This window comes from uncultured Brachybacterium sp. (genome assembly GCF_947500705.1).
GTDB lineage: Bacteria > Actinomycetota > Actinomycetes > Actinomycetales > Dermabacteraceae > Brachybacterium.
In genome coordinates this window covers 573,053-585,547 of sequence record NZ_CANMSY010000002.1, presented here as the reverse complement: position 1 = coordinate 585,547, position 12,495 = coordinate 573,053, and the positions used below count along the sequence as shown (strand labels likewise).

The following is a 12,495-nucleotide window of genomic DNA, read 5'->3' as shown; positions in this document are numbered from 1 at the left end:
TCGGCTCGCGTAACCTGCCGTGGTGCATACGATCGAATCCCTGTTCGGCCTGCTGATCCAGATCAGCGTGCCGATCTTCGCGATCGCCTCGATGCTCTCGATGGGGCTGCGCACCCCGCTCGGCGCCTTCCGCAGGCAGCTGCGGGACCGCCGCACGGTCTTCGCGGTGCTCGGCGTGAACTTCGTGGTGGTCCCGGCCGTGGGCACACTGCTGATCTGGCTGCTCAGCGATATGCTCCCGCACCAGACCGGGGAGGGCTTCATCATCGCTCTGTGCGCCGCGGGAGCACCCTTCGTGCTGCAGCTCGGTGCGATGGCCCGCATCCCCTACGGCGAGACCGCCGGTCCGATGGCGGTGCTGCTGCTCGGCTCGATCCTGTTCATGCCGCTGGTGGTGCCCTTCCTTCTCCAGGACGTGACCGTGAACGGCTGGGCGGTGGCGCGGCTGCTGCTCGGCACCATGCTCTCCCCGATGATCGCGGGCATCGTGCTCGCCGCCGTCTGGCCGGGGCAGGCCGACCTGCTCGCCCGCATCGCCGGCAGCGTCGCGGCGGTCTCCGCGGTGCTGATGTTCCTCTCCGGCTTCGGGGCGAACACCGGCCTGGTGCTGGACCTGGTGCTCTCCCCGGTGCTGCTGGTCGCGGTCGGTCTCGTGGCGCTCGCCTTCGTCGCCGGCCGCATCGCCGGAGACCTCGCCGGGGACAGCCTGACGGTGCGCGACGGCCCCGCGATCCTCACCAGCCAGCGCAACATCGCCGCCGCCCTGCTGGTGGCCCGCACCGGCGCCGAAGGGTCCGACGACGACGGCTCGATCGTGGTCGCGATCCTGCTGCTCAGCGCCGTCGGCTTCGTGATGCTGGTGCCCTACGCCCTGGGCAGCGGCGTGCTGCGGCGACGGAGCGCGGGGGAGAGGACCTCCCTCGGAGTGCTGCTGGGCGTGGTGGGCCCGAAGTCGGATTGAAGCACGTGGGGAGAGCAGAAGCACGTGGTCAGGCCGGAGGGCCCCGCCTAGGCTGAGCAGGTGACATCCCTGCTGCGCATCGTCCGCTTCACCCGTGCCCTCGCCCCGCTGTACATCGCGATCATCGCCTGCTCCGTGCTCACCGCGGTCGCGGGCCTCGCGGTGCCCTTCCTGATCGGTCACGCGACCGACACCGTCGCGGGTGCCGTGGACGAGCAGGGCGGGACCGGCACCGCTGTGCGCACCGTCGTCCTCATCGCCGCGGCGGTGCTGGCGGCGGAGCTGGCCGTCACCGTGATCTCCAACGTCGGCGGCTGGTTCGGCGACGTGATGAGCAACCGGATGCGCACCATCCTCTCGGTGCGCTACTACGACAAGCTCCTCCACCTGCCCCAGCGCTGGTTCGACGGCGAGATCACCGGCACCATCGTGGCGAGGCTGAACCGCTCGATCACCGAGATCACGAACTTCACCAAGATGATGTCGAACTCCTTCGCATCGATGCTGATCACCACCGCTGCGGTGCTCGCGATCAGCGCCTGGTACGCCTGGCCGCTCACCGTGCTGCTGCTGATCGTCTTCCCCGTCTACGTATGGCTGACCTCGTTGACCTCGGTGAAGTGGCAGCGCCTGGAGGGGGAGAAGAACGAGCAGATCGACATCGCCTCGGGCCGCTTCGCCGAGGTGGTCGGCCAGATCCGGGTGGTGAAGTCCTTCGTGCGCGAGCGCGGGGAGCTCGCAGACTTCTCCCGCCGCTTCCGCTCCACCGACGCCACCACGCGCGCGCAGTCCTCGCACTGGCACCGGATGGACGTGATCCGTCGGGCGTTCCTGAACCTCATCTTCTTCGGCATCTACGTGATCATCTTCGTGCGCACCGTCCAGGGGCAGTTCACGATCGGCGAGATGGTGCTGCTGATCCAGCTGATGGCCATGGCGAAGGCGCCGGTGGAGTCGATGAGCTGGGTGATCGACTCCGCCCAGCGCGCGATCGCCGGCTCCAAGGACTACTTCCGGGTGATGGAGACCCCGGTGGATCCCCGCACGGCCGCGGTGATGGCCGCGCGGCCGACGGACGCCGCGGATGCCGGGCATGCGAGCGGCACCGTCGCCGACGGGGAGGGGGTCGACGGGCACGCCGACGACAGGGCACCCGCCCCGGTGCTCACCGTCTCCCCGGAGATCGAGGCGGTGCCCGGCGCTCCCGTGGTCGCCTTCCGAGGTGTCGACTTCGCCTATGAGGATGGCGAGGACGTGCTGCACGAGATCGACTTCGCGGTGGCGCGCGGCGAGAAGATCGCCCTGGTGGGGGAGTCCGGTGGCGGCAAGTCCACCATCGTCAACCTGTTGCTGGGCCTGTACGAGCCGCGCCGGGGAAGCATCGAGGTGGTGGGCCGTCCCAGCGCGGAGCTGCCGCTGGACCAGCTGCGTTCCCGCATCGGAGTGGTCTTCCAGGACGCCTCCCTGTTCTCCGGCAGCATCCGCGAGAACATCGCGTACGGCCGCCCCGAGGCCAGCGAGGAGGAGGTGGTCGATGCGGCCCGCCGCGCGAACGCCGACACCTTCATCCGCCGCTTCCCGGCCGGCTACGAGCAGGTGATCGGGGAGCGCGGGCTCAAGCTCTCCGGTGGGCAGCGCCAGCGGATCGCGGTGGCCCGCGCGATGCTCAAGGACGCCCCCGTGCTCGTGCTCGACGAGGCCACCTCCGCCCTGGACACCAAGGCAGAGATCCAGGTGCAGAAGGGGCTCGAGGAGCTGATGGCCGGCCGCACCTCGCTGATCATCGCCCATCGCCTCTCCACGATCGCCGGGGTCGACCGGATCATCACCCTGAGCGATGGGCGCATCGATGAGATCGGCTCTCCGGCCGAGCTCGCCGCGAGCGGCGGCATCTACGCCCAGCTGCTGGACCTGCAGAGCGCCGGGAACAAGAAGAAGCTCGCGACGTTCGACATCACCGGCTGAGTGTCGCCGGTGAACGGCATCCGGTCACGATCGGGCTGGTGGTCGCGATCCGTCCCTGATCAACCGCGGCAGCACCCGCACCAGCACCGCCATCCCCAGCAGCTCGACGAGGGTCTGGGTGACGACGGCCGCGGGCACCAGCGCCGACGGCATTGCGAGCGCGAGCGGCAGCACCACCAGCGAGTTGCGGGTGGCGCCGGAGAAGGTGAGGGCGCGAGCGGCGGCGGTCCGGAGCCGCGCGAGTCGCGAGACCAGGATCCCGGCGCCGGTCGCGAGCAGCAGGAACGCGAGATAGACGGGCACCACTGCGAGCAGCGCCGTGCCCGCGCCGAGCACCCGCGGGGTCTGGGAGGCGACCACCGTGATCAGCACCAGCACCATCAGCGGAATCATCGCGGGCGCGAGGTCCAGGCGCGGGGCGAAGCGCTGGAGGAGCGCGGCGGCCAGCAGGGGGAGGACGATCAGCAGCACGAAGGCGCGCAGGAACGGGAGCGGGTCGATGAGCCCCGCCGCCCCTCCGCTCAGCAGCGGCACCAGCACCGGCAGGGCCAGCATCTGGGCGAGCATGAGCAGCGGTGTCGCGGCGAGCAGCCGCTCGTGCGCCCCGCCCGCGAGCGCGGTGAACACGAGGACGTAGTCGATGCAGGGCGCCAGCAGCACCAGCAGCGCACCGATCAGCAGCTCGGGTGAGCCGGTCAGAGGACGGGTGAGCGCCCAGGCGATCATCGGGACGACCAGGAAGTTCACCGCCAGCAGGGCCAGCAGGAAGCGACGATCGCCCAGTGCCGCCCCGATCCCGCGCAGCGGCACCCCGAGGAAGGTCACCAGCAGCAGGGCGGCGATCGACGGCTCCACCGCCACCTCGAGGGTCGGAGCCGCCCCGGGCAGGAGCGCCCCGAGCGCCGCGCCCGCCCCGATCGCCAGCAGACAGATCGCGACCTGATGACGCTCCGCCCACTGCCGGCTCTGCTCACGCTCCATACCCGGCGACGGTAGCCCGCGGATCCAGCGAGTATTCGGGTGCTCCGCGATAGCATGGCTCCGATCACACAGTCTCGGGGGAACGAAGGAGCTGACATGGGATTCATCCAGGCATTCAAGGGCGCGGTCGGCGGGATGCTCGCCGATCAGTGGAAGGACTTCCTCACCGTTCCGAACGGTCTGCCGCAGACGGCAGCGCTGTTCCCGGCCGTCCCGCAGGGCACCAACGCCGGTCGCGGCTCGAACACCCGCGGGAGCGAGAACGTCATCTCCAACGGCTCGAAGATCCTCGTCCCCCAGGGCTACGGGCTGATCACCGTGGTCGACGGCCGGGCGACCGGTCTGATCACCGAGGCCGGGGGGTACGAGTTCAACGACTCCTCCCCGGATGCCCGCTCCGTCTTCGCCGGTGACGACATCCTCGCCTCGACCGTCGGCACCTCCTGGGAGCGGTTCAAGTTCGGCGGCCGCCCCTCCTCGCAGCAGCTCGCCTTCTACGTGAGCCTCAAGGAGATCCCGGACAACCGCTTCGGGACCCAGTCGGAGATCTACTGGGACGACGCCTACCTCAACTCGCAGGTCGGCGCGGTGTGCCGCGGCTCGTACACGCTGCGGATCATCGACCCGCTGCTGTTCGTGCACAACTTCGTGCCCGCGACCTTCATCTCCGCGAACGCCCCGGTGTTCGACTTCGCCGACGTCGACAACAAGGCCGGCAGCCAGCTGTTCCAGGAGGTCGTCGGCTCCCTCGCGCAGGCGTTCTCCCGTTACACCAACGATCCCGACAAGGGCAACCGGATCTCCAAGATCCAGGGCGATTCGGTGGGCTTCGCGCAGTCGCTCTCCGCCGCTGTCGAAGAGGGCTACCGCTGGTCCAGCGACCGCGGCCTCGCGATCGTGAAGACCGCGATCGTCTCGATCGAGTACGACCAGCACACCCGTGAGCTGCTGAAGGACGTGCAGAAGGCCGACGCCCTCTCCGGCGCCCGCTCGCAGTCGTTCATGAACCAGGCCGCCGCGCGCGGCGTGCAGGCCGCCGGGGAGACCGGCGGCGGTGCAGGCCTGGCGATGTTCGGGGCCGGCATGGGTGCGGCCGGTGGCATGGTCAACCCGGTTCAGCCCTGGGCCCCGCCGGGCCAGCAGGGTGCTCCGCAGGAACAGCAGCAGGCCCAGCCCCAGCAGGCGGCGCCGGCCCAGGAGGACCCGGTGGCGAAGCTCGCCCAGTACAAGCAGATGCTGGATCAGGGCCTGATCTCCGAGACGGACTACGAGGCGGCGAAGAAGGCCGCCCTCGGTCTCTGAGCCGGCACGACGCATCGCGATGACAGTGCCTCCTGAGCACCCGCCGTGGGCGCGACCGGACCAGCCCGCCAGGCCTGCTGGGCCCGGCGGGCCGGTCCCGCCCGCTCCCACCGGGCAGCCGCTGCGCCCCGGACAGTCCGGTCAGGGGGCGCCGCCCGGCGGTGACCCGCGGTTCACCCCGTCGGGCGCCCCGAGCGCCGGACCGCAGGCGATGCCGCAATGGCCCGGCGGTGCTCAGCAGGGCGACAAACAGCAGCCCCAGGAGCAGATGCTCGGCGACGACGCGGTCGCCGGGGCGGCGGAGGCGGCGCTGAAGCACTCCTCGAACAGGATCATCGACACGAGCTCGGGCAAGGACGACGGCCTGAACAAGTGCCCGCGCTGCGGCAGCTCGGACATCCACTACTCGCTCACCGCGAAAGCCTTGTTCTGCTCCTACTGCCGTCACACCTGGAACGAGGAGAACGCGGAGCGGGCCTTCGGCCTGGACTCCTCGATCGCGGAGCTGCGCGGCCACACCATGGCCTCGGGCACAGCGGATATCCGTGAGGACCTCACCACGGTGACCCTGAAGTGCCAGGGCTGCGGTGCGGAGGTGGTCATCAACGTCGAGCAGCAGCTGCAGGCCCGCTGCCACTGGTGCCGCCAGACCCTCTCGATCAACACCCAGATCCCCAACGGTGCGGTCCCCGACGCGGTGCTGCCCTTCCAGCTCACCCGCGAGGAGGCGATCGAGCGCATCGATGCCTTCGCGGGCAAGCGCAAGGCTTTCGCGCACGCCCGCTTCAAAGCCGAGTTCGTCCCCGACAACGTGATGGGCGTGTACATCCCGTACATGGTGGTCGATGGCAACATGCATGCCGTCCTGCGGGGCACCGGCGAGGTCACCACGCGCCAGTACACGGTGACCACCGGCAGCGGCGACAACAAGCGGTCCGAGACGTACTACGACGCGGATGTCTACTCCGTGCAGCGTGCCTTCGATCTGCTGGTGGACGACCTCACCGTGGAGTCCGCCGAGCGCTTCGACATCAAGGACAACAAGCAGGCGACGAACAACATCCTGGGCGCCGTGCAGCCGTACGACACCGAGAATGCGGTCACCTACAACTCGAACTACCTCAAGAACTTCACGTCCGAGCGCCGCGATCTGAACGTGCGCGACGTGGACGACGAGGTCGAGAACCGGTTCCTGGCGATCGCCCGGGCGAAGGCGAGCCCCACCATCGGCCGCTATGACCGCGGGGTGCGCTGGGAGGAGGAGGGAGTCGCCGTGCGCGGCACCCGCTGGGTCTCGGTGTACGTGCCGGTGTGGCTGTACAGCTACGCGGACTCCGCGAAGGGCGAGGGCTCCCTCGTGCACTACATCGCGGTCAACGCCCGCAACGGCAACACCATGGGCTCCGTCCCCGTCTCTCATCCGAAGATCTTCGCCGTGGCCTGCGCCGCCGGCACCGTGGCCGCGGTCATCGCCGGCGTCGTCGGCTTCGGCTGGTTCCTGATGGGATGAGGCCGACGATGATTTTGAGCAAGCCCGACCGCTGCACCGCCTGCTGTGATGGCCCTGACCGAGGAGGATGCGATGCTCCCGCTGCTCGCTGAGCTGGCCGCCGACCCGACGACCACGATGCTGCTGGCCGACTCCGATTCCGGGGCGATCGGCATCGCGTTCCCCTTCGTCGCCGGCCCAGCGGTGTTCGCCGCGGTCTACGGCGGGATCTACCGCTACTACCGCAACACCGACAAGCGCCACAAGTTCGAGAAGGAGACGGAGGTCGCCGTCGGCAATCTCCGCCAGGGCGACCGCAGGGTCGGGACCAACAACCGCCAGAAGAGCCGCTCGATGTCCGGGCGCAACAGCACCGACCACCTCACGCGGGTGCGCCGCATCAAGGTGCCATGAGATGACCGGTCCGTCGAACTCCTCGCGCGACCACGACGCGATCGTGATCGGGGCGGGCCTGGCGGGGCTGGTGGCCGCCACCGAGATCGCCGATGGCGGCAGGCGCGTGCTGCTGCTCGAGCGCGAGGGGGAGCAGGACCTCGGGGGCCAGGCCTGGTGGAGCTTCGGCGGGCTGTTCCTCGTCGACACCCCGGAGCAGCGCCGGCTGGGGATCCGTGACAGCCTGGACCTGGCCCGCCAGGACTGGCTCGGCTCCGCCGCCTTCGACAGTCCCGCAGACCTCTGGCCACGCCGCTGGGCAGAGGCGTACCTGCAGTTCGCGGCGGGAGAGAAGCGCGAGTGGCTGCGTGGGCTCGGCCACCGCAGCTTCCCGGTGGTGGGCTGGGCGGAGCGGGGCGACGGCCGCGCCGAGGGCCATGGCAACTCGGTGCCGCGCTTCCACATCACCTGGGGCACCGGGCCGGGGATCGTGGCACCCTTCCTGCGCAAGCTGGCCTCGCATCGCGAGGCCGGCCGGATCACGCTGTGCACCCGGCATGCCGCCCGGGATCTGCTGGTCGAGGACGGACGCGTGACCGGGGTGCGCGGCAGCCTCCTCGCGGCCGACGCCAGCTCGCGCGGCGCCGGCTCGGATCGCGAGGTGACCGGCGAGTTCGAGGAGCGCGCCGCGGCGGTGCTGGTGGCCACCGGCGGCATCGGCGGCAACGAGGAGCTGGTGCGTCAGCTGTGGCCCGCGGAGCTGGGCACCATGCCGGAGCAGTTCGTGCACGGGGTGCCGGCGAGCGTGGACGGTGCGGGAATGCTCGCCGCCGCCCGGGCCGGCGGGCACTGGATCCACCAGGACCGGATGTGGCACTACACCGAGGGGATCCGCAACTGGGACCCAGTCTGGCGGGGGCACGGGATCCGCATCCTCCCGGGCCCTTCCTCGCTCTGGATCGACGCCCGCGGGAAGCGACTGCCGGCGCCCGCCTATCCCGGCTTCGACACCACCTCGACGCTGCGCCACCTGCGCACCACCGGCCATGACCACTCCTGGTTCGTGCTCACCCGGAAGATCATCGAGAAGGAGTTCGCGCTCTCGGGCAGCGAGCAGAACCCGGATCTCACCGGGAAGGACTGGAAGCAGGTGCTCGGCCGGGTGCGGCCCGGCGCACCCGGTCCGGTGCAGGCCTTCCTCGATCACGGCGAGGACTTCCTGCAGGCGGACTCCGTCACGGACCTGGTCCGCCAGATGAACGCGCTGACCGGCGAGGAGCTGATCGGGGCCCGCGAGCTCGAGCGCGTGATCCGCGCCCGGGACGCGGAGGTGCGGAATCCCTTCTCGAAGGACGCCCAGATCACTGCCCTGCGCGGGGCACGCAAGTACCTGGGCGACCGGCTGATCCGCACCGCCGCCCCGCATCGGTTGCTGGATCCCAAGGCCGGCCCGCTGATCGCGGTGCGCCTGCACGTGCTGCTGCGCAAGACCCTCGGCGGCCTCGAGACCGACCTCGGCGGGCGGGTGCAGCGCGAGGCGGGCGCGGGCGCCGGCACCGAGCTGCTGCCCGGGCTGTACGCCGCCGGTGAGGCGAGCGGCTTCGGGGGCGGTGGCATGCACGGACACAACGCCCTGGAGGGCACCTTCCTCGGCGGCTGCCTCTTCTCCGGACGGCAGGCGGCCCGCGGCGTGCTAGGGGACCTGCGATGAGCGCGGGAGAGGAACCCCGGGCGCTGCTGCTCACCGGTGCGGTCGGCGTCGGCAAGACCACGGTCGCCGATGCCGTCGGAGCCCTGCTCGAGGAGCACGGCGTCCCCGGCGCCGTGATCGACCTCGACGCGATCCGTCGCGCCTGGCCCGCCCCGCCCGGGGACCGCTTCCACACCACGATCGAGCTGGCGAACCTGCGCTCCGTCGCCCGGAACTACCGGGAGGCCGGGGCGGAGGTGCTGGTCGCCGCCGGAGTCATCGAGGACAGGGCGGCGCACGCCGTGTACCAGGACGCGCTCGGTCTCCGTCTGACCGTCGTGCGGCTGCTCGCTCCGCGGGAGCTCGTGCGGGCACGCCTGCACCGCCGGCACGAGCTAGATCCCGACGCGCTGGCCTGGCATCTGGACCGCTTCGACGAGCTCACCGCGATCCTCGATGCCGCGGCCGTCGAGGATGTCGCGGTGCCGATCGCCGAGGAGCCATCCGACACCGCCCGCGCCGTGCTCGCCGCGGCCCGGGTTGAGCATCCATAGATCGTCGCGCGCTGTGCTCGATGCCTCGGCCGGTCGCTCACTCCCCGGTGCGCTCGGCCTCCTCGAGCAGGATGGTGGAGAAGTCGTGCTCGCCGTGTCCGGCGGCGATCTCCGCCTCGAGCGAGGCAAGCGCCCCGCGCAGAGCCGGCAGGTCGGAGCCCGGACGAGGGCCGGCGTCGTCGCTCGCCTCCCCGACGGCCGGGCCTTCGACGGTGTCGATCATCAGCCGGGCATCCTTCGCGATCGCATTCGCCGTGAAGTCGCCACCCTCGGTCGTGCGCTCCCCGCGCACGAAGGTGCCCTTCATGGTGGCGATGAAGGCGAGCCCGGTCCCGCCGAGCATCTCGAGGGTCTCCCCGGCGGAGGTTCCGGTCGCCTCGCCGAGGGCGAGCGCCTCGCGCAGGCCCTGCGCGCTGATCGCGAGGGCCAGGTTCGCGAGCAGCTTCCCGACGGCGGCCTTGCGCCCGGAGTCCACCCCGATCAGCCGGGTCGGATCGGCCCAGGGCGCCACCAGCTCCATCACCCGGGCCCGCAGGGCCGCGTCGGGGGTGCCGACGTAGACGCCGAGCGCGCCGTTGCGGGCGGGGCCCAGCGAGCCGACCACCGGCACCCCCACATAGGTGGGGACCGCAGCGGCGAATTCGTCCGCATCAGCGGGGGAGACGGTGGTGGTGTCCACCCAGGGGATGCCGGCGGGGATCAGATCCGGTGCGATGACGCTCTCGCGCACCGCATCGGGACCGAACAGGGACGTGATGACCAGCTCGGCGCCGTCCACTGCCGCAGCGGCGGTGGCGGCGACCGCGGCACCCGCCTCGGCCAGCTGCGCGGTGCGCTCCGCGGTGCGGTTCCAGACCGTCAGCTCATGGCCCTTGACCAGGTGGAGGGCGAGCTCGGTGCCCATGCGGCCGGTTCCCAGGAATGCGATTCTCATGCTCTCCAGTCTGGCATCACTTGCAGGCCGGGGGGAGGGGACCTCAGGCGGGCCGTCCACAGCGCACTGTCGCGCACTCTCCTGAGCGTGCACAATGGAGGGTATGACTTCTCGCGTAACCCGTCGTCGAGCGCTCGTCGCGGCTGCTGCCGCGGGGTTGGGACTGCCTGCTGCCGCCACTGCGGCGGACGCCGCTCCGGCACCCGCCCGCCACAGCGGCCGCTTCCGAAGGATGCGGGTCGCGACCTTCAACGCCTCGCTGAACCGCAGCCGGGCCGGGCAGCTGCTCGAGGACCTCGCCACCGGTGAGGACCCGCAGATCCGCGCGGTCGCCGAGGTCATCCAGATCAACAACCCCGATGTGCTGCTGCTGAACGAGTTCGACCACGATGCGGACGGCGCGGGAATGGACCTCTTCCGCGAGAAGTACCTCCAGGTGCCCCAGAACGGCAAGAGCGCGGTCTTCTATCCCTACGTCTTCACGGGCCCGGTGAACTCCGGCGTGCCCAGCGGCATGGACCTGAACCGCGATGGGACCGTCGGCGGTGCGGATGACGCCTGGGGCTTCGGGGAGTTCCCCGGTCAGTACGGAATGGCGATCCTGTCCCGGTTCCCGATCCTCACCGATCAGGTGCGCACCTTCCAGAACCTGCGCTGGGCGGACATGCCCAGCAACCTGCTGCCCACCGAGTACTACGGTCCGGAGATCTCGGCCGCACTGCGGCTGAGCTCGAAGGCGCACTGGGACGTGCCGGTGCAGATCGGTCCGAGCACCGTGCACGTGCTCGCCGCGCACCCGACCCCGCCGAGCTTCGATGGGCCCGAGAAGCGCAATCAGCGCCGCAACAGCGACGAGATCCGCCTGTGGGCCGATTACCTCAGCCCCGGCCGTCGTTCGAGCTGGATCGTCGATGATGCCGGTGTCCAGGGCGGGCTCGCACCCCAGGAGCAGTTCGTGATCCTGGGTGACTACAACTCCGATCCGCTCGACGGCGACTCCTGGCCCGGCGCGATCGATCAGCTGCTCACCCATGCGCGGGTGCAGGACACCAGACCTCGCAGCACGGGCGCGGTGGAGGCTGCCACGACGCAGGGGGGCGCGAACCTGGACCACGTCGGTGACCCCCAGTTCGACACCGCCGACTTCGGCGACGCTCCCGCCCCGGGCAACCTCCGGGTCGACTATGTGCTGCCCTCCCGGCCGCTCCAGGTGGTCTCCTCTGCGGTGTACTGGCCCTCGCCGGGGCAGCCCGGCAGCGAGCTGACCGGTGTGCACCCCTTCCCCACCTCCGATCATCGCCTGGTGCGGGTGGACCTCCAGCTCAGGTCCTGAGCCCTGCGTGACTGCACTGCGGAGTCGTAGGCTTGCGGCATGACCTCCGCACTGCCTCCGATCATCGACGTCGCCCACCTGCAGACGCTGCTCGCGGGAGCCGTCGCAGGTGACCGCCCGCTCCAGCTGCTCGATGTGCGCTGGGCGCTCGATGGCTCCAAGGGCCATCACACCTACCTCGAGGGGCACCTGCCCGGCGCGGTCTACCTCGATCTGGACACCGAGCTGGCCGCTCCCGCGCGGCCCGGGGCCGGCCGTCACCCGCTGCCTGCGGCGGAGGACTTCGCCGCTGCGCTGCGCCGCGCCGGGGTCACCGAGGCCTCCACCGTGGTCGCCTATGACGACAGCAACGGGGCACCGGCCGGCCGCCTGGTGTGGATGCTGCGGGCGCTGGGACATGACGCCGCGGTGCTCAGCGGTGGCCTGGAGGCCTGGGACGGCCCGGTCAAGACGGAGGACGTGCGCCCCGCTGCCGGTGATGTGCCGGTGCGCGACTGGCCTGCGAGCCGCATCGCCACCGCCGACGAGGTCGCCGCGGGCGCGGCCCTGGTGGTCGATGCCCGTGCGGCGGAGCGCTATCGCGGGGACGTCGAGCCGATCGACGCCCGTGCCGGGCACATCCCCGGGGCGGTGAACCTGCCCTTCTCCGGGAACCTCGACCAGGACGGTCGGTTCCTGTCTGCCTCGCAGCTGCGCAGCCGCTTCGAGGCGGCCGGGGTGCGGGAGGACCACGAGACCATCGTCTACTGCGGCTCGGGCGTGACCGCCGCCCATGACCTGCTGGCCCTGGAGAGTGCGGGCTTCACCCGGCTGCGCCTGTTCCCGGGATCGTGGTCGCAGTGGAGTGCGGAGGCGATCCGCCCCGTGGCCGTCGGTCCGAACCCCTGAGCGAC

At 70.8% G+C, this 12,495-nt stretch carries 11 protein-coding genes; 9 read left to right on the top strand and 2 right to left on the bottom strand.

Going from position 1 to position 12,495, the window contains the following annotated elements:
* Positions 1–22 precede the first annotated feature (22 nt).
* Together Q0937_RS05755 and Q0937_RS05750 are read left to right on the top strand one after the other, a co-directional pair.
* Positions 23–961 carry a bile acid:sodium symporter family protein gene (locus Q0937_RS05755; protein ID WP_299300690.1) on the top strand — a complete coding sequence of 313 codons (939 nt, stop codon included), beginning with the start codon at positions 23–25 and terminating at the stop codon, positions 959–961.
* 60 nt (positions 962–1,021) lie between these two features.
* Entirely contained in the window at positions 1,022–2,926 is a 1,905-nt protein-coding gene (locus Q0937_RS05750; protein WP_299300688.1) for an ABC transporter ATP-binding protein, read from the top strand.
* Positions 2,927–2,950: 24 nt separating this feature from the next.
* Here Q0937_RS05750 and Q0937_RS05745 read toward each other — a convergent pair whose 3' ends face one another.
* Positions 2,951–3,907: a bile acid:sodium symporter gene (locus Q0937_RS05745; protein ID WP_299300685.1), complete on the bottom strand. Its 957-nt coding sequence runs from the start codon at positions 3,905–3,907 to the stop codon at positions 2,951–2,953.
* 96 nt (positions 3,908–4,003) lie between these two features.
* Here Q0937_RS05745 and Q0937_RS05740 point away from each other — a divergent pair, with 96 nt between their 5' ends.
* From Q0937_RS05740 to Q0937_RS05720, 5 genes are read left to right on the top strand one after another with little or no spacing between them, the layout of a single operon-like run.
* A complete protein-coding gene (locus Q0937_RS05740; protein WP_299300682.1) occupies positions 4,004–5,209 on the top strand; it encodes an SPFH domain-containing protein in 1,206 nt (401 codons plus the stop codon).
* A gap of 19 nt (positions 5,210–5,228) precedes the next feature.
* Positions 5,229–6,719, top strand: a complete 1,491-nt coding sequence (locus tag Q0937_RS05735) for a proline-rich domain-containing protein (RefSeq protein ID WP_299300678.1) — start codon at positions 5,229–5,231, stop codon at positions 6,717–6,719.
* A 48-nt stretch (positions 6,720–6,767) separates the two neighbouring features.
* On the top strand, positions 6,768–7,112 hold the full coding sequence (locus tag Q0937_RS05730; RefSeq protein WP_299300676.1) for a hypothetical protein: 345 nt from the start codon (positions 6,768–6,770) through the stop codon (positions 7,110–7,112).
* A 1-nt stretch (position 7,113) separates the two neighbouring features.
* A complete protein-coding gene (locus Q0937_RS05725; RefSeq protein ID WP_299300673.1) occupies positions 7,114–8,802 on the top strand; it encodes an FAD-binding dehydrogenase in 1,689 nt (562 codons plus the stop codon).
* Complete coding sequence (locus tag Q0937_RS05720) at positions 8,799–9,335, top strand: AAA family ATPase (RefSeq protein ID WP_299300670.1); 537 nt, start codon at positions 8,799–8,801, stop codon at positions 9,333–9,335. Before Q0937_RS05725 ends, Q0937_RS05720 begins: the two co-directional genes overlap by 4 nt.
* A 37-nt stretch (positions 9,336–9,372) precedes the next feature.
* Here Q0937_RS05720 and Q0937_RS05715 read toward each other — a convergent pair whose 3' ends face one another.
* Positions 9,373–10,269, bottom strand: coding sequence for an NAD(P)-dependent oxidoreductase (locus tag Q0937_RS05715; protein ID WP_299300667.1), 897 nt, complete (start codon positions 10,267–10,269; stop codon positions 9,373–9,375).
* A 103-nt stretch (positions 10,270–10,372) separates the two neighbouring features.
* Here Q0937_RS05715 and Q0937_RS05710 point away from each other — a divergent pair, with 103 nt between their 5' ends.
* A complete protein-coding gene (locus tag Q0937_RS05710) occupies positions 10,373–11,602 on the top strand; it encodes an endonuclease/exonuclease/phosphatase family protein (protein ID WP_299300663.1) in 1,230 nt (409 codons plus the stop codon).
* 39 nt (positions 11,603–11,641) lie between these two features.
* Positions 11,642–12,490 (top strand): sulfurtransferase, encoded by an 849-nt coding sequence (locus tag Q0937_RS05705; RefSeq protein WP_299300662.1) that lies wholly within the window; start codon positions 11,642–11,644, stop codon positions 12,488–12,490.
* Positions 12,491–12,495 lie beyond the last annotated feature (5 nt).

Bases quoted from the DNA above. Each gene is read 5' to 3' on its own strand.
- Q0937_RS05720 (WP_299300670.1), top strand. From the start codon at position 8,799: ATGAGCGCGGGAGAGGAACCCCGGGCGCTGCTGCTCACCGGTGCGGTC.
- Q0937_RS05725 (WP_299300673.1), top strand. From the start codon at position 7,114: ATGACCGGTCCGTCGAACTCCTCGCGCGACCACGACGCGATCGTGATC.
- Q0937_RS05730 (WP_299300676.1), top strand. From the start codon at position 6,768: ATGGCCCTGACCGAGGAGGATGCGATGCTCCCGCTGCTCGCTGAGCTG.
- Q0937_RS05710 (WP_299300663.1), top strand. From the start codon at position 10,373: ATGACTTCTCGCGTAACCCGTCGTCGAGCGCTCGTCGCGGCTGCTGCC.
- Q0937_RS05740 (WP_299300682.1), top strand. From the start codon at position 4,004: ATGGGATTCATCCAGGCATTCAAGGGCGCGGTCGGCGGGATGCTCGCC.
- Q0937_RS05705 (WP_299300662.1), top strand. From the start codon at position 11,642: ATGACCTCCGCACTGCCTCCGATCATCGACGTCGCCCACCTGCAGACG.
- Q0937_RS05715 (WP_299300667.1), bottom strand. From the start codon at position 10,269: ATGAGAATCGCATTCCTGGGAACCGGCCGCATGGGCACCGAGCTCGCC.
- Q0937_RS05735 (WP_299300678.1), top strand. From the start codon at position 5,229: ATGACAGTGCCTCCTGAGCACCCGCCGTGGGCGCGACCGGACCAGCCC.
- Q0937_RS05745 (WP_299300685.1), bottom strand. From the start codon at position 3,907: ATGGAGCGTGAGCAGAGCCGGCAGTGGGCGGAGCGTCATCAGGTCGCG.